This is a genomic window from Halorubrum ejinorense (assembly GCF_055389685.1).
In genome coordinates this window covers 2,715,827-2,733,467 of sequence record NZ_AP043777.1, presented here as the reverse complement: position 1 = coordinate 2,733,467, position 17,641 = coordinate 2,715,827, and the positions used below count along the sequence as shown (strand labels likewise).

At 66.3% G+C, this 17,641-nt stretch carries 11 protein-coding genes; 6 read left to right on the top strand and 5 right to left on the bottom strand.

Annotated elements, in window-relative coordinates; all coding sequences use genetic code 11:
• Positions 1 to 30: 30 nt before the first annotated feature.
• The 4 genes from ftsZ to ACZ5KW_RS15035 all read right to left on the bottom strand — a co-directional run bounded on the left by ftsZ (position 31) and on the right by ACZ5KW_RS15035 (position 4,849).
• Positions 31 to 1,185, bottom strand: a complete 1,155-nt coding sequence (gene ftsZ / locus ACZ5KW_RS15050) for a cell division protein FtsZ (protein WP_343780619.1) — start codon at positions 1,183 to 1,185, stop codon at positions 31 to 33.
• A gap of 146 nt (positions 1,186 to 1,331) precedes the next feature.
• On the bottom strand, positions 1,332 to 2,759 hold the full coding sequence (locus ACZ5KW_RS15045) for a D-aminoacyl-tRNA deacylase (protein WP_343780620.1): 1,428 nt from the start codon (positions 2,757 to 2,759) through the stop codon (positions 1,332 to 1,334).
• A gap of 108 nt (positions 2,760 to 2,867) precedes the next feature.
• Positions 2,868 to 3,818 (bottom strand): calcium/sodium antiporter, encoded by a 951-nt coding sequence (locus tag ACZ5KW_RS15040; RefSeq protein ID WP_343780621.1) that lies wholly within the window; start codon positions 3,816 to 3,818, stop codon positions 2,868 to 2,870.
• 119 nt (positions 3,819 to 3,937) lie between these two features.
• On the bottom strand, positions 3,938 to 4,849 hold the full coding sequence (locus ACZ5KW_RS15035; protein ID WP_343780622.1) for a PhzF family phenazine biosynthesis protein: 912 nt from the start codon (positions 4,847 to 4,849) through the stop codon (positions 3,938 to 3,940).
• 283 nt (positions 4,850 to 5,132) lie between these two features.
• On the opposite strand from ACZ5KW_RS15035, the gene ACZ5KW_RS15030 reads away from it, so the two are divergent.
• Positions 5,133 to 6,479 (top strand): alkaline phosphatase family protein, encoded by a 1,347-nt coding sequence (locus ACZ5KW_RS15030; RefSeq protein WP_343780623.1) that lies wholly within the window; start codon positions 5,133 to 5,135, stop codon positions 6,477 to 6,479.
• 81 nt (positions 6,480 to 6,560) lie between these two features.
• Positions 6,561 to 7,070, top strand: a complete 510-nt coding sequence (locus ACZ5KW_RS15025) for a DUF7097 family protein (RefSeq protein WP_343780624.1) — start codon at positions 6,561 to 6,563, stop codon at positions 7,068 to 7,070.
• Between the two features lie 102 nt (positions 7,071 to 7,172).
• Here ACZ5KW_RS15025 and ACZ5KW_RS15020 read toward each other — a convergent pair whose 3' ends face one another.
• Positions 7,173 to 7,913, bottom strand: coding sequence for a hypothetical protein (locus tag ACZ5KW_RS15020; RefSeq protein WP_343780994.1), 741 nt, complete (start codon positions 7,911 to 7,913; stop codon positions 7,173 to 7,175).
• A 160-nt stretch (positions 7,914 to 8,073) separates the two neighbouring features.
• On the opposite strand from ACZ5KW_RS15020, the gene ACZ5KW_RS15015 reads away from it, so the two are divergent.
• The 4 genes from ACZ5KW_RS15015 to gltB all read left to right on the top strand — a co-directional run bounded on the left by ACZ5KW_RS15015 (position 8,074) and on the right by gltB (position 17,629).
• On the top strand, positions 8,074 to 8,739 hold the full coding sequence (locus ACZ5KW_RS15015; RefSeq protein WP_343780625.1) for a DUF6517 family protein: 666 nt from the start codon (positions 8,074 to 8,076) through the stop codon (positions 8,737 to 8,739).
• A 1,749-nt stretch (positions 8,740 to 10,488) separates the two neighbouring features.
• Positions 10,489 to 12,333, top strand: a complete 1,845-nt coding sequence (locus ACZ5KW_RS15010; protein WP_343780627.1) for a PGF-CTERM sorting domain-containing protein — start codon at positions 10,489 to 10,491, stop codon at positions 12,331 to 12,333.
• Positions 12,334 to 12,483: 150 nt separating this feature from the next.
• Positions 12,484 to 12,651, top strand: coding sequence for an HEWD family protein (locus tag ACZ5KW_RS15005; RefSeq protein ID WP_343780629.1), 168 nt, complete (start codon positions 12,484 to 12,486; stop codon positions 12,649 to 12,651).
• Between the two features lie 232 nt (positions 12,652 to 12,883).
• The gene (gene gltB, locus ACZ5KW_RS15000) at positions 12,884 to 17,629 is read left to right on the top strand and encodes a glutamate synthase large subunit (RefSeq protein WP_343780631.1); all 4,746 of its coding nucleotides are present in this window, start codon (positions 12,884 to 12,886) and stop codon (positions 17,627 to 17,629) included.
• Positions 17,630 to 17,641: the final 12 nt, after the last annotated feature.

Genomic DNA, 17,641 nt, shown 5'->3' with positions numbered 1-17,641 from the left:
GCCGTCGCCGCGCCGTTCACGCGCCGCGGCTCACTCCACGTAGTCGATGTCTTCGACGTCGGCGTTGGTCCCCTCTGGCGGCTCGCCGTTGCCGCCGTAGATCTGCGGCGACTCGACGCCGGTCACGACGATCATCGTCCGCATCTCGCCTTCGAGCTCGTCGTCGACCGAGGTCCCCCAGATGATCCGGGCGTCGGGGTCGATCCGGTCGTATATCTCCTCGACGACGCCCTCCGCCTCCTCGATGGACATGTCGGTGCCGCCGGTGACGTTGACGAGCGCGGAGTTCGCGCCGGAGATGTCCACGTCGAGCAGCGGCGAGCGTAGCGCCGACTTCACGGAGTCTTGGGCCTTCGAGTCGGAGTCGGACTCGCCGAGGCCGATCATCGCGACGCCGCCCTTTTCCATGACCGTCCGAACGTCGGCGAAGTCGAGGTTGACCAGCCCGGGCATGGTGATGAGCTCCGTGATACCCTTCACCGAGCGCATCAGCACCTCGTCGGACACCTTGAACGCCTGCCGCACGGGGAGCTTCCCGACCGCGTCGAGCAGGCGGTCGTTGGGGACGACGATGACCGTGTCGCTCACGTCGCGGAGCCGTTCGAGGCCGGCCTCGGCGTTCGTCCGCCGCACCTCGCCCTCGGCGGTGAAGGGGGTCGTGACGATGGCGATGGTCAGCGCGCCCGACTCGCGCGCGGCCTTCGCGACGACCGGCGCGGAGCCGGTTCCCGTCCCGCCGCCGAGTCCCGCGGTGACGAACACCATGTCGGAGCCGTCGATGGCGTCTTGGATCTCCTCTTGGGACTCGATTGCCGCCTCCTCGCCGACCTGCGGGAGCGACCCGGCACCGCGGCCCTGCGTTTTCTGCTGGCCCATGAGGATCTTCGTGTCGGCCTCGATGTTGACGAGGTGTTGAACGTCGGTGTTCGCGGCCACGAGCTTCGCCCCGTGAATCCCCTCTTCGGTCATCCGATTGACCGTGTTACCGCCCGCGCCGCCGCACCCGACCACCGTGATGTTCGTCTGGAGGTCTTGGAGGACGTCCTGTAGCTCGTCGTCGGTCATCGTCCCGGTCTGTGGCGGCGCGCCGGCGCTCCCTCCGGCGGCGCTCTCGCCGGCTCCCCCGGCGTCGTCTGCGGGGGCCTCTTCGGCTTCGTCGATGGCGTCCTCTACGATGGAGTCCATTATGTGGTGTCGTTGCGACCCGGACGTATTTATTTTTGCCCGATCGTCTGACGCAGGTCCGACGGCGAGATCGACGGCGTTCGCCGCCGACCCTCGCGAGTACGGGCGTCGCGCCCGAAACCGGCGGGTTCGACGCCGTTTATAAATCAGTCGAGCGCGGCACCGTCGATCGGGAACCGATCCGTCCGCGCCCGCGACACGTCAGCAGGCTCGACGGTCTCGCCGTCGACCTCGACCGACTCGCCGTCGGCCAGCCGCCCGAACGCCGGTCCCTCCGGAACGCCGCGTTCGGCGGCCAGCGACGGGTCGAACGCGGTCTCGCGAGCGGCGACCGCGTTGCCGTCCGCGTCGACCTCGACCGCGTCGTACCCCGTCTCCAGTACCGCCGCCAGCCCCTCGACGAGGTCGGCGTACCCCGGCGCTTCGGGGGCGGTCGCGAACGCGACGCGACCGGCCGCGCGGGTGCCTCCCTGCTCCGTGTCGAAGGCGACCGCGACGCGTTCGACCGCCTCCCGCGCCGCCGCGGCGTCGAGTCCCTGCGCTCGCGCGAGCAGATCCCCCGGGAGCTCGCGGAGGTCGACCGCGGTCGGGTCGGACGCGTCGACCGCACCGAACCGCAACCCCTCGTCGACCGGGCCGATCGCCGTCTCCAGGCGGTCGACGAGCGGGAGCGGCGCGTCGCCCACTTCACGAACCCACGTCTCACTCACGACCCGGTAGCCCAGGTCGTCGACGACCGCGGCGAGATCGGGCCGGTCGCCGTCGATCACGGCGTGTTCGGCCCGACTCCGCGTGAAGGCGGCGTCGATCACGTCGCGGTTCGACGCCGGCGCGCCCATGTCGGCGAGCGCCCAGTCGGCGCCCACGTGGCCTACCGCCCACTCGGTCTCGCGAGCGATCCGCGTGAACCGCGGCGCGTAGTGACCGCCGTCGAACCCGACGACGTGACGGGGCCTGTCATCGGTGTCGGACCGGCCGTCGGACGCGGTTCCGGCGTTCGAACCGCCGGACCCGCCGAGCAGGTCCGCTCCCGTCCCCCGGAGATCCAACACCGCACGCGCGACCGCCTCGGCCGCCTCGGCGTCGGTCCACTGCGGCTCGTCGGAGCCCAGTTCGACGAACAGCGAGGGTACCGAGACCGCGGTCGGGCCGTGGTGCGTACACTCGATGCCCACCTCGTAGCCGTCCGGTGCGTGCGCGGCCAGCGCTTCGACGACGCGCTTCTCCGCGCCGGGCGCGGCCCGCGCCAGCGACTCGGGGTCGCCGCCGTACTCGGCGCCGCCGAAGTTCCCGGTGACGTGCGCGGTCAGGAGCTTTCCGGTCTCGCCCGAGTGTCGCGAGACGAACGCCAGGAACGCCGGGTCGCAGTCGAACGCCGCGACCGGGTCCGACAGGCGGATGTGGAGGTCGTCGAACTCGCGGAGTTCGAACCCCTCGGTCCGATAGTAGGTCTCGCCGCCCTCGCCGTCGGGCAGCGAGTCGTCCTCGCGGGCCTCCCAGTCGCCGACCGCCAAGAGCCGCTCGCCGATGTGTGCCGAGGCGCTATCGGCCCGGCTGACGACGATCGCTATCACGCCACCGTCTCCGGCGGCCGCGACCGAATACCCGTCGGTTCTCGGTGGGGCCGCTCTCGGTCCTTCGTCCTCGTCTCCTCGCATCCCTCCGAACCGTCTCGAGACCGGTCACGGAAGCAGCAGGTAGAGGAAGGCGCCGTACCCGGCGGTGAGCACGAGGCCGTCCACGCGGGTGACGCGGTCGCCGTACGACATCAGGGCGACGGCGCCGGCCGTGAACGCGAGCAGCGCGGGGAACTCGAAGCCGCGGACGCCCGGGGCGACCCCGATGGGAGTCACCAGCGTCACGACGCCGATGACCGCGAGAACGTTGTAGATGTTAGAGCCGACGACGTTGCCCACGCTGAACTCCGACTCGCCGCGGTACGCGGAGACGACGCTGGCGGCCAACTCGGGCAGCGACGTGCCGAGCGCCAACACCGTGAGCCCGATGAACAGATCGGAGAAGCCGGCGGCCGACAGCAGCGACTCGCCGCCGTCGATCAGCCACCGCGAGCCCAACACGAGCGCGACGATGCCCCCCACCACGGTGGCGACGTCGCGCGCCTTCACGTCGGGCATCTCGTCGCGCTCCGCGTCGCTGATCGCAGACTGGTTCTGGCTGACGCGGCGGAGGACCGTGACGGTGAAGACGACGAGCGCGGTCAGGAGGACGAGGCCGTCGACGAACCCGACCCGCCCGTCCCACCCGAGGCCGACGAGCAGCAGCGCGGCGAGCACCATGAACGGCATGTGTCGGCGTAACACCGTGTCGGAGACGTCGAGCGGTCGGATAATCGCGGAGACGCCCAAGACGAGGCCGATGTTGGCGATGTTAGAGCCCACGATCGCGCCGAGTCCGATGTCGGTCGACACCGTGACCGCGCCGAGCAGCGAGACGAACAGCTCCGGCGCGGTGGTCGCGAACGCCACGACGGTGACGCCCACGGTCGAGGCCTTGAGCCCGACGGCGAGCGCGAGGTCGCCGGCGCCGGAGACGAGCAGTTCGGCGCCGGCGTAGAGAAGGGCGACGCCACCGACGATCAACAGCAGTTCGACGAGCGGCGACCCAGACAGCACGGCTCCGGGTTCTCCGCGCCGTCTCAAAAGAGTCGTGATTCCGCGTCGGCGTCCCCGTCGCCGCCGACCGCGACCTCGGATTCCGGGTCACCCTCGGGATCTCGGCGTTCGCGGCCGGCTCACGCCTCGATGATCCCGTCGTCGCCCTCGTCCGCCGGAACCCGCAGTTCCCCGTCGAGCGAGACCGTCGCTCGCCCGCCGACCCGGACGCCGTCCGACTCCACGTCGACGCGGACGATCCCCGGTCGGTCGAGGAAGTGGCCCTGTTCGAAGCGGAGCTCCGCGGGTACGTCCCCGTCGAAGGCGTCGACGCGGTGGAGGTACCCGGCGACCGCCCCGCTCGCGGTGCCGGTCACGGGGTCCTCGGAGACGCCGAGCGCGGGCACGAACGCCCGCCCGTGGAGCGTCGAGTCGCCTTCGAGCGTGTCGAAGGTGAACGCGTACACCCCGGCGACGTCGAACTCCTCCGACAGGCGCTCGATCGCGTCGTCGTCGGGATCCGCCTCACCGAGGCGCTCTAAGAAGTTCACGGGGACGACGAGGAACGGCAGCCCGGTCGACGCGACCGCGACGGGGAGGTCCGCGCCCACGTCGCGCAACGCGGCGGGATCGATCCCGAGCGCCGACCCGAGCCGGTCGGCGTCGACCTCGACGGTCTCGACGCTCGGGGCCTGTTGGCGCATCCAGACGGTGCCGTCGTCGTCGACCGCGACGGAGAGATCGCCGACGTTCGTGCGGAGCGTTCGTTCGCCGCCGTCGACTCCGCCCTCGGCGAACAGGGCGCCGTAGGTCGCGATGGTGGCGTGCCCGCAGAGGTCGACCTCCGTGGTCGGCGAGAAGTACCGAATTCGGTCGGCGGCGTCCCCGTCACCCCCGGTCAGGAACGCGGTCTCTGAGGCGCCGAGTTCGGCGGCGATGGCGCCCATCTGGTCGTCAGTCAGTCCCTCTGCGTCCGGGACGACGCCGGCGACGTTCCCGGCCAGCGGCTCTGCGGCGAAGGCGTCGACGAGCAGCGCGCGTCGCGTTTCCATGTCGATCCCCTCCGGGAGTCACTGACAAAAAGCCTCCCGAGCGGTCCCGGTCGCCCCCGCGACAGCGGCTTCTCCTCGCGAGCGAGCCGAATACGGACCGCGGGTCATCGTCCAGACCTCCGCGCCCGCTACTCCCGTGTGGATCGTTTGGCCCGACAGGCCGATCGGAGCCGACCCGGTTCGGACCGACACGCCGATCGGGAGCGACTCGGACGGCTGTCACAGCGCCGTTTCCCACCGCGCCGATGTCAATCCTTTTGCCTTCGACCACGGATGGGTGTGTATGGGCCTCTTCGACCGGCTGCGAGGGAACGACACTCCCCGCGTGGCGTTCATCGGGATCGACGGCCTCTCGTACCGGCTCGTCGCCGACAACCCGGGAACGTTCCCGACGCTGTCGGCGATCGCTGACGACGGCGAGGGAGAGCGGATCGACAGCATCGTTCCCGCGGAGTCGAGCGCGTGTTGGCCGAGCCTCACGACCGGCAAGAACCCCGGAGAAACCGGCGTGTACGGGTTCCAAGACCGTGAGATCGGCTCCTACGACACGTACGTTCCGATGGGACGGGACGTCCAGACCCCGCGGGTCTGGGACCGCGCGACCGACGCGGGACTCGACGCGACGGTGCTGAACGTGCCCGTCACGTTCCCGCCGCAGCGAACCGTTCAGCGGATGGTCTCCGGCTACCTCTCGCCCGACCTCGACGCGGCCGCCACCCCCGATGAGCTGCGCGAGTACCTCACCGGCAGCGACTATCGACTGTCGGTCAACGCGAAGCTCGGCCACAAAGCGGACAAGACGGCGTTCTTAGAGCACGCCCGCGAGACCCTCGACGCTCGTGCCGCGGCCTTCGAGCGGTACGTCGAACGCGACGACTGGGACCTCTTCGTCGGCGTCTTCACCGCCCCCGACCGCGTCAACCACTTCCTGTGGGGCGACTACGAGGACGCCGGGACCCACCGCGAGGACCTGCTCTCCTTCCACGCTGCGCTCGACGATCACATCGGGACGATCCGCGAGGCGCTCCCGAGCGACGTCACCCTCGTCGTCGGCTCCACGCACGGGTTCACGCGGCTTCGATACGACGTCTACTGTAACGAGTGGCTCGAACGGGAAGGGTGGCTCTCCTACGGGGACGACGACCACGACGCGCTGTCCGACATCGACGACGACGCCCGCGCGTACTCGCTCGTTCCCGGCCGGTTCTACCTCAACGTGGAGGGTCGCGAGCCGAACGGCGTCGTCCCCGAGTCCGAGTACGAGGAGACGCGCGCGGAACTCCGCGACGCGCTGGAGTCGTGGACCGGCCCCGACGGGAATCCGGTCGCCGACCGCGTCATCGAGCGCGAGACGGTGTTCCGCGGCGACCACGCCGCCATCGCACCCGATCTCGTCGTCGTCCCGAACGACGGGTTCGACCTCAAGTCCGGTTTCCGCCCCCACGACGGGGTCTTCGACGCCGACGGGCCGCGAACCGGGATGCACGCCTTCGACGACGCCGCGCTGTTCGTCGACCACCCGGACACGACCGTCGAGGACGCCGACCTCCTCGACGTCACACCGACCATCCTCCGGCTGCTCGACGTCGATTACGGCCGTACCGACTTCGACGGCGCCAGCCTCGTCTGAGCGGGCGACCGTCCCCGCCCCTCGATCGCTTTCCTCGACCCGTGCGGTCGTATTGAAGTGCTTCCGCCCCTAGCGACCCGCATGGAGCGCACACCCGACGGGACCCCCGTCGGCGTCGACGACCCGTACGCGGTCGCCGGCGTCTGCGATCACCTCACCGACGACGGTCGGTGTCGGTTCGCGCTGACGAGATCGGGAGACGACCCCGGGTTCGCGGCCGACCGGCGCGCCGACGGGTACGACTGTCACGTCGGTGCCGACGGCGAGTGGAGCGCGTGCCCGCACTACCGGTCGACGACGGACGCGAAGACCTGCGTTCGGTGCGACCTCGACGACGTGCGCTTGGCCCACGACGAGGCCCGGCCACTCGTTGAGGAACATCACCTCTCGTACGGCGGCGACGGCTCGCACGAGATCACCGTCGGGCTGTGTCGATGGTGTCACGCGAAGGTTCACGGCTCCATCGCGCGCATCGACGACGACGCGAGTCCCGACCCCGAAGCCATCGCCGAACGCGAGCGGCGACGCGAGGCGGAGCGCTCGGCGTCGGCCTTCGAAACGGCGGGCGAGAGATACGATCCCGAGGAGTGAGTCGGCGAGGCGCAGCAGCTAGACGCCCGAAGAATTGCGTCACGGCGCCGACCGAACGGCGCGCCCGACGCCGGCCGGATCAGCTGTCCGACGCCGGCCGGATCAGGCGTCCGGCGTCGGTCGGACAACGTTCGCCAGCGCGACGAGCAGTCCGAGGAACCAGCCGAGCGGCACCGAGATACCGATCCACATCAGGACGTATCCCAGCCCGGGCAGCCCCCACTGCTCGCCGAACGTCTCCAAGTCGAACGCGCCGCGGAGTATCTCGTTGATCCCACCGACCGCGAGGAACGTGTCGAGAATCCACCGCGCGAGGTCGTAGCTCGGCGGGAGGATTAGCTCCTCCAGCGTCGGCGTGACGAGCGCGGCGACGACGGGCGGAAGGAACAGCGCCGTCATCGCGAACGGGTACGCGAGCAGGACGCTGACGAACCGCCCGCCCAGCTTCGAGAAGCCCGCGGCGAAGGCGGACGACACGACCGCTACCGCGCTGGCGGCGCCGACCGCGATCACGGCGCTGAACGGCAGCTGGAGGTGCGTTATCACCGTGAGCCCGCCCCACACGACCGCGGCGACGAGCACGATGCCCGCGACGCCGATCCGGGTGACCGCCGAGTCGAGCTTCGCCGCGTAGTAGCGCGTGGCGAACCCGACGAGCAACAGCGGGTACGCGACCGCGACGAGCGGCGCTCCCAGTACCGCCCACAGGTAGTACCCGACCGACTGAACGCCGGTCTCGGGCTTCCACTTCCCCAAGACTGCGCTCGGGTCGAGCTGTCGCGGGAACACCACCTCCATCCACGTCTCGTGGAGGCGGACCACGTCCAAGAAGAGCGCTTCCACCAGCCCAATTTGTCCTCGACGTTCCATTTGCCTCCCCTCGCGTGCGCCTCAACGTGAACTTTGTGCCTTTGGCTGTGAAATCTGTGCCTTTGGCTACGCGTTCTCGCGACCGATATCCGCGCCGATAGGCTTAAAGAATAACGCCTGCCTACTGTCGGTTATGAAACGACGTGAACTGCTCGCGGCGCTCGCGGCGTCAGGAACCGTTGCCGCCGCCGGATGCGCCGGCGAAGACGGCAACTACGAATTCGACGCCGAACCAGCGCGGGTCCCGGAGAGCGCGTACACGGCGGCCGAATACACCGGGCAGGAGCCGGAGTCGTTCACCATCGAACAGGAGTTCAACGTGACCGGCGCGAACGCGGAGGTGTCGGCGACGACGTGGATCGCCCGGTACACCAACCAGACCGTCGGCTCGGCGCTGTTCGTCGCGAGTACCCCGAACGCGTCCGTGGTCGGACAGTCCGTCAACCCGCTGGTCAGAGTGGAAGGTGCGGAGCTCATCCGGCGCCTCCTCGAACAGGTGAACCAGCAGGGGGTCGGGGGTGACGGGACCGAGATCCAGGCCGACGACATCGAAAGCCGAGGGGAGGAGACGCGGACGATACTCGACGCGGAGACCACCGTGTCGATCTTCGAAACCACGGTCAGCGCGGATGTCAACGGCAGTAACGGTCAAGGCGGAGAGGTCGACGACATTCCGGTCCTCGTATACATCGCTACCGTCGAACACGGCGAGGACGTGATCGCCGCGTTGGGCGTTCACCCGGTCGAGGTCGACCAGTCCGAGCAGTTGCTCTCGATGATGGAAGCGATCGAACACTGATCAGCCCCGCCGTCACTACGCTTTTGCGACCGAGCCCGTGCCTCGTTCCTCGAACGTTCTCACGCGCTTTCCGCGAGATAATTCTCTCAAAAGCGCCGCAGTCATGCGATTATTTTCTCGAACGGAAGCTTTCACGTCCGTAATCCATATATAATCGATCGGCCCGAGTCAGATATCCCGCGGCGTGACAGGAAGCGGTTCGCGGGCATCGGAGCTTGACACCGCGCGGCCCCTAGCGACTGCTCTGTCATCCGTGGCCCATTCGATATGACCCAGACGCGATCGCTTCGTCGGCTGTTGGTCGGTGTCAGTGTATGCTTACTGATTGGTACTGGTTTATTAATAATATCTGGAACAATTGTGGCTTCTGGACAACTATGGGACGTGGACGGTGCGAGTGATATCCAAATTGGGAGTCAGCAGGAGCAGGTAATTACCAATATTGAGGTTTTTAGCTCTAACAAGCCCGTCAGAGTCCATGTTGGAAATCTAGTTGATGCCGGGGCCAATATGAATCGTAGTTCGACATCATACCGAATAAACTCCGAAAACAGCGAAAATAGAAGTTCAGGAGTATACTTGGAAAATCCAAATAGCTCAAATGCGACCGTAGTCATATCTGCCTCAGCAATCCCTAACTCTCGAAGGTTTGATCTCTACCTTAGTGATATCGACACGACAAATGTCACCAGGTACAACCGAAAGGGATCAAAGACTAACGACGATATCTTATACACCGCTCAACAGGGCAAAGGGAGAGCGGATGTCAAGTTTAGCATATCTTCACCGGGTACTGTCGAACTCGAACCAGGTCCTAACAACAAATCTACACGGTTCGTTCGATATAATTATTCTATTAATCGAGATCTGAGACATAATGCCTCAATAACCATTTGGGAACAAGGACAGAATGGAGAAATCGGACAGAAAATCAAGACTACAAACTCAATTAATAATCCTATTTATATAAATAACACGACATTAGTGGGTGAAACACAAATCACTATTGGACTTCACTCATCACCAGATGAACATGGATTAGATTCAATTTATGATTTGGATACAACGACACTCAACATTTCCGAACCTATCCAATTTGAGGGTGAGCCACTATATTACAATAATCTGAATGGCGAATACAGCAATAATAGTGTACTAGTATTCGAACTGAATTCAAACATATCTGGGATCCAAGGCCGTATTACCGTTGATTTTTCAGCGAATAAAACAGCGCAAATCCGTTTTGACGACCACCCACAACGATATGATGTAGACGGTGAGTTCCTGTACGTATACCCACTCATTGGGTCTAATTTTACTGCCCACAGTGTTCTACCACAAATTGATAACATCCGTATTAGCAGAATCGCTACAGAATCAAACGTTTCTTTAATCGAAAATAAATCTATGTCGGAGGTACGTTTGGATAAGTTAGTAACTACCACTGGAAAGTACACGGCTAATCGTGGATCAAAAATTGGCTTACGTTTAGAACGAGAAGGCAGGTACAATATTTCGAAACCAAGTGGTAATACAACCAGAGAGATACATACTAACAACTCGGATACAATTCACACAATTGGCACAAATAATCTCACGACTGGCTATTATTACCTAACATCTGAGTCTGGAAATGAAAATGTCACAATCAGACTAAATAATTCGACCACACGAGTCAGCGCAAGTGATTCCGTGGCAGGTTCTCAAATTCCAATCCGTATAAGAGCGACTGGGAACAAAAGAAGTGCTTTGCTTACTGTATCGAAATCAGATTCTGGGAAAGTATATGAAGAAGAGCTGAATTTGGTTGCTTCGTCTAATATTAGTAGATTCGTCCCGGCCGCTCAGTCTGGCACATACACTGTGAAAATACACGATTTGACTACTAGTACAACTACGGCTCAAGAGGTAACAGTTTCTGAACGCAAAAAGGCAGATTTACAATTAAATAAAAACAACTATACTATTGCTGGAAATAATATCGAACTAGCAGTCAATTCTACTTATAAACAATCCTCTGTGGCTCTTGTCGGTCAAAACAATACTACCACACTCAACCTCACAACCACTGACACAGGTCCGTCGCCCATTAGCATCAATACGTACGCGTCGCCGGCATCACCGTCGGAGTTCGTTACGACCGGTTCCGGAATCTCCGTGGATTCGGTATCCGGAAATCTCACTCCGCTCTCGCCGGGAACGTATACCCTCACGCTGCGGTCGGAACACGGCACCGCAGTCACCAACGACACCGCCACGGTCACCGTGGTGCCCCGCTCGACGACCGACCTGACCGCTTACACCACGCGCGCAGTCTCACCGGACGGCTTCGAGAACGCGACCGCCGTCCGCGAGGCGATGACCGACGGGACGCTCACCCCCGCGACGACCGCGACCGAGAACGACACGGTCGTGTACGCCGCGAACGCGACCGGACTCACCGGACTCACGGCAGCTACGAACGCGTCCCTGGATCGCGGCGCGGACCTCGACCGACTCGACGGTCTCTCGTTCGGAGTAGCGCCGGTCGGTACGAACGACTCCGGCGCCGCAGCCGGTACCGCACTCGGGCCGACGCCGAACGAGTCGGCAGTCCACCTCGACCGTCGCGGCCTGTTCCTCGTCACCGACGGTGAGGCCGCGTTCGGGACTGAGACGTCGCCCGCCCCGGGCGAGACGTTCGAGGCGACGTTCCGGGTCGACGACGAGCGACTGCGCCGGACCGCGGCGAACGACCGCCACCGCGTGACGACGCGGTTGACTCCGGGCGGCGCCGACTCCCCCGCGGAACACGCCGACAACGAGACGCAGAGCGTCACGACCGCCGCATCGCCGACAGACAACGGGCCGACCGAGCCGACGGAGTCGTCCGGACCGAATCGATCGGTCGGAGCGGAGGGACAGACCGAACCGGGCCCGTCGGGCCGGTCCGATACGCCTGGCGGTTCCGGCACGTCCGCCGGCCCGAAAGGCGTTTCTACCGATTCAGCTGGCCCACCCGACTCGGCAGGGGGAACCGGCTCAGCCGGCGCGTCCGGTTCTGCTGGGAGCACCGGTTCCGCCGGGCGAACCGGTGCTCCCAGCGGAACCGGTTCGGGCGGTGGCCCCACCGGAGGCGGGGACTCTCCCGGTCGCGACACCCCGGTCGAAGTCGATAACGTCACCGGCGGTGGTGGTCCGGCACCGTCCGACTCTGGCGTTAATCTGTCGACGGTTCCTCCCGTGATCGGCGTCACCGCCGGTCCGAACGGTTCCGAGGCCCCGCTGTTCGTGGGACCGCCCGGTCTCTTCGGGACCGGTCGCAGTGATCTCGGTGGGTCCCGTTCCGCAGCGGGAATAGCAGAGACCTCCGGAGAACGGTCGGACGGTCGGAGAGACGGCGACGACTCGCGGTCGACCGGCCGAACCGAGTCCACGTCGTCGTCCGCGGAGCGCGATCCGTCCTCGGGTGGTGCCACTGCGACCGACATCGGCTACGAAGAGGCGCCGATCCGGTCGACCGTGTACGACCTCCCCGGCTTCGGTGCCGTCCCGTCGCTCACGGCGCTAACGGGCGCGTCGCTGCTCGCAAGGCGGCGTGTGCGTGGATCGTAGACTCGTCTCGAGGGTCGATCGCGACGTGTCCCAAGGGCCGATCGCGACTTCAGGGCAGAACCGGACGACGCGACGGTGGCTCGTCAGGTCGTTTTCCCCTGCCCGCCGACCGTCGATATCCTTTTGCGCCGCGGTGCCGTCGGTCCGGACATGGGCGTTACCATCACACCGCCGAAAGAGCGCACGTGCGAACTCTGCGGGCGCGAGGAACGGTGGGACGAGGAGGCCGACGGGTGGCGGATCACGGGGACTCCCGGCAACGTCTACTGTATCCACGAGTGGGACATCAACGGCTCGTTCGTCCCGCTCGAGGAGTAGCTCTCGACTGGACGCTCCGCCAGTCTTCTCTGGATATGTGAAACGTTCACGGATCGATATCGGACGAATCTCGTCTTTGCCGCGTCGCAACCGGTAGGCAGTGGCCGATCCTAAACCGTGTGATCTGTACACCACCCGTGATGAATAATTACCTTATATTCCCTAATGTGTGTACGATGGATACCACCCCTATCAGGGTCATACCTTTAACTGTTCATCCGTGAGCGGGCGTATGACCAAGTCACGTAGTACCACCCGTGGCGTACGCGACTCGGACTCCTCGGGCCGAGAGGAAGGGCTCGCGGCGCCGACGGACGACCGGTCGAACTGCGGTATCGGAGGCGTCGTCGACCTCGACGGGGCGCCGGCACACGACACCGTCGCGGACGCGGTCACGCTGCTCGAGAACCTCGAACATCGCGGGACGACGGGAGCCGAAGAGAACACCGGAGACGGGGCGGGCATCATGGTCGCCCGGCCCGACGAGTTCTTCCGCGAGGTCGTCGACGCCGACCTCCCGGACGAGTACGCGGTCGGCTCCGTGTTCATGCCGCCGGAGCCGGGCGTTCAGGCGGAGATACACGACGTCATCGCCGAGGTGTGTGCCGTCTACGGGCTCGAAGTGCTGGCGTGGCGCTCGGTCCCGACCGACAACGCCGACCTCGGCACGACGGCGCTCGAGTCCGAGCCGGAAGTGTCGCAGGTGTTCGTCGCGCCCGTCGAGGGCGCGGGGCTCGCCCAGCGATTCACCTCCGAGGAGACCCGCGAGGACGACGCCGACCCCGACCTAGTCGGCTTCGACCGCGCGTTGTACGCCGCGCGCCGCGAGATCGAGAACGCGGTGTCGGAGGTGGACGGCGCCGGTCGGTTTTACGTCTGTTCGCTCGACCGCCAGCGCGTCGTCTACAAGGGCCTGCTGAAGGGCTCACAGCTCGCCGACTACTACCCCGACCTGACCGACGAGCGGTTCGCGAGCCACGTCGCCTTGGTCCACGCGCGGTTCTCGACGAACACGCTGGGCGCGTGGCATCTCGCGCACCCGTATCGGAACATCGTCCACAACGGCGAGTTCAACACGATCCGCGGCAACGTCAACTGGATGCGGGCCCGCGAAAACGACCTCGAACACCCGGCGTTCGGGGCCGAACTCGACACGATCAAGCCGGTGATCGACGACCCGAACCAGTCCGACACCGCCAGCGTCGACAACGCGCTCGAACTCCTCCTCCAGACCGACCGCGACCTCCCGCACGCCATGCGGATGCTGATCCCGGAGGCGTTCCGCGACGACGACCTGATGGACGACGACCGGGCGGACTTCTACGACTACCACGCCTCGCTGGTCGAGCCGTGGGACGGCCCCGCGCTGGTCATCGGTTTCGACGGCGAGCGCGTCGCCGGAGTCCTCGACCGCAACGGCCTGCGACCGTGCCGTTACGAGGTAACGACCGACGACCGGCTCGTCGTCGGCAGCGAGGTCGGCGCCCTCCCGACCGACCCCGCGGACGTCCGCCGGCGCGGTCGACTCCAGCCCGGCGAGATCTTCGTCGCGGACCCCGAGGCGGGCCGGATCGTCCCCGACGACGAGGTGTTCGAGGACCTCACCGACGAGCGCTACGGCGAGTGGGTCGACCGCGGTCAGGTCGACTTGGAGTCGCTCACAGACGAGGACGACGGCGCGGCCGGAATCGGCGCGGCCGACGGTGTCGACTCCGGGTCGGGTGTCGATCCCGTCGGCGCCACGGGCGACGACGGCGAAGGCTCGGACGGGGCCGACCCTGACGAGACCGAGCCGACGGTCCGCGCGCACCAGGCCGCCTTCGGCTACACGACCGACTCGCTGAACCACCTCGTCGAGCCGATGGCCGAGGACGGGAAGGACCCGGTCGGTTCGATGGGCGACGACACGCCGCTGTCGGTCTTGGCCGACGTGGACCGACCGCTTTTCACCTACTTCAAACAGCTGTTCGCGCAGGTGTCGAACCCCCCGATCGACTACATCCGCGAGGAGCTCGTCACCTCGCTGGAGACCCGGATCGGGAACCAGCGAAACCTGCTCGACGAGACGCCCGAACACGCCGAGCAGATCGTCGCCGACTCCGCGGTTCTGACCGACAGCGAGACCGCCACCCTCCGAGCGCTCCCCGGGCCGGGCGAACGCTCGCCGAGCGACGGCGACTCCGACGCCCCGGCGTTCACCTCGGTGACCGTCGACGTCACCTACGACCGAGAGGGGTCGCTCGTCGACGCCGTGAGCCGCGTCCGAGAGGACGCCGCGGCCGCCATCGAGGACGGGGCCGACGTCGTCGTCCTCTCCGACCGCGCCGTCGGGCCGAACCGGCTCGCGGTGCCGAGCCTGCTCGCCACGGGCGCAGTCCATCACCACCTCGTCCGCAACGGGCTCCGCAACCGCGCGGGGCTCGTCGTCGAGTCCGGTGAGCCACACGAGGTCCACCACCTCGCGACGCTCGTCGGCTACGGCGCGGACGCGGTCGACCCGTACCTCGCGTACGCCTCCATCGCCGACGTGGTCGCCGGCCCGGACGGGGCCGAAGAGACGGAGGCGCTCGCGGCGTACCGTCACGCGCTGGAGGACGGCCTCCTCAAGACGATGGCGAAGATGGGCATCTCGACGATGGAGTCGTATCAGGGCGCACAGATCTTCGAGGCGGTCGGGCTCGACTCTGGCTTCGTCGCCGAGTACTTCGAAGGGACCGAGATCCGCACCGAGGGGATCGGGATCGAACAGATCGAAGACGACCTCCGCACCCGCCACGCGATGGCGTTCGGCGCCGACCCGCAGTTGGAGACCATCGGCGAGTACGAACACCGCTCGTCGGGCGTGAAACACGGCTGGAACCCCCAGACGGTCGGCACGCTCCAGCAGGCGGTCCGCGGCGGCGACTACGAGCAGTACCAGGAGTTCGCGGACCTGGTGAACGACCAGACCGAGGAGCTCCAATCGCTGCGCGGTCTGCTCGAGTTCGACTCCGACCGCGACCCGGTCCCGGTCGAGCAGGTCGAGCCGGTCGAGTCGGTCGTCGAGCGCTTCTCGACGGCCGCGATGAGCCTCGGGAGCCTCTCGCCGGAGGCCCACGAGAACAACGCCATCGCGATGAACCGGCTGGGCGCGAAGTCCAACACCGGCGAGGGCGGCGAGCCGCCGGAGCGGTTCGACACCGAAAAGGAGTGTACCGTCAAGCAGGTCGCTTCCGGCCGCTTCGGCGTGACCTCGGAGTACCTCGCGAACGCGGAGGAGCTCCAGATCAAGATGGCCCAGGGGTCGAAGCCCGGCGAGGGCGGTCACCTCCCCGGCGAGAAGGTCAACGAGATGATCGCGCACGTCCGGTGTTCGACGCCCGGCGTCGGGCTCATCTCCCCGCCGCCCCAACACGACATCTACTCGATCGAGGACCTCAAACAGCTCATCTTCGACCTGAAGGCCGCGAGCCCCGAGGCCGATGTCAACGTGAAGCTGGTCTCCGAGGCCGGCATCGGCACCATCGCGGCGGGCGTCGCGAAGGCGAACGCCGACGTGGTCCACGTCTCCGGTCACGACGGCGGGACCGGCGCGTCGCCGAAGACGTCGATCAAAAACGCCGGCCTGCCGTGGGAGCTCGGGCTCGCGGAGGCGAATCAGATGCTCCGCGCCACCGGCCTGCGCGATCGCATTCGCGTGTCGGCCGACGGCGGGCTCCGGACGGGGCGCGACGTCGCTGTCGCGGCCGCGCTCGGCGCTGAGGAGTACATCTTCGGCACCGCCTCGCTCGTCACCTCCGGCTGCGTGATGGCCCGGCAGTGCCACGAGAACACCTGTCCGGTCGGCGTCGCCACGCAGCGCGAGGACCTCCGGCAGCGGTTCCCCGGCCAGCCGGACCACGTCGTCAACTACATGACGTTCATCGCACAGGAGCTGCGCGAGATCATGGCCGAACAGGGGTACACCGAACTGGAGGAGTTCATCGGTCGCCCCGAGCTGCTCACCCAGCGCGAGACCGACCACGAGAAGGCGAAACACCTCGACCTCTCGGCGGTCATCGCCGAGCCCGCGGGCGAGTCTCGTACGAAGGTCCGCGAACAGGCCCACTCCGGCATCGACGAACTGCTCGACTGGGACCTCATCGACGAGGCCGCACCCGCCATCGAGGACGGCGCGCCGGTCGCGCTCACCCGCGACGTGCGGAACGTCGACCGCGCGATCGGCGCGACGCTCTCGAACCGCGTCGTCTCCGAACACGGCGGCGAGGGGCTCCCCGACGACACCATCTCCTGCCGGTTCGACGGCGAGGCCGGCCAGAGCTTCGGGGCGTTCCTCGCGTCCGGGATCACGATGGAGCTGTCGGGCGCCGCTAACGACTACGTTGGCAAGGGGCTCTCCGGCGGTCGGATCATCATCGACACTCCGGCCGAGGCGGCGTACGACCCGGCCGACAACGTCGTCGCCGGCAACGTCTGTCTGTACGGCGCCACGTCCGGAGAGATGTACGTCAACGGCGTCGCGGGCGAGCGGTTCGGCGTCCGCAACTCCGGCGTCCGGGCGGTCGTCGAGGGCGTCGGCGACCACGGCTGCGAGTACATGACCGGCGGCGTCGTCGCCGTCCTCGGCGACACGGGCCGCAACTTCGCGGCCGGGATGTCCGGCGGCATCGCGTACGTGTACGACCCGGACGACCGACTTGATGACCGCGTGAACCGCGGGATGGTCTCCGTCTCCGAGAGCCTCGACGAGTCCGACGAGCGCATGCTCCGCCGGCTCGTCGAGAACCACCGCGCGTACACCGGGAGCGAGCGCGCGGCCGACCTCCTCGACGACTGGGGAACCGCGCTCGACGACTTCGTCCGCGTCTTCCCTGACGCGTACGCCGACGTCATCGCCGAGGGAATCGGCGACGACGTTCGGGAGGAGCCGCCCGCGCCCGCCGCCGCGGTGCCGGACGCCGGCGCGGACGCGGCCGAGCAGGTCTCGGGCGACGACTGATTCGGGCCGCGT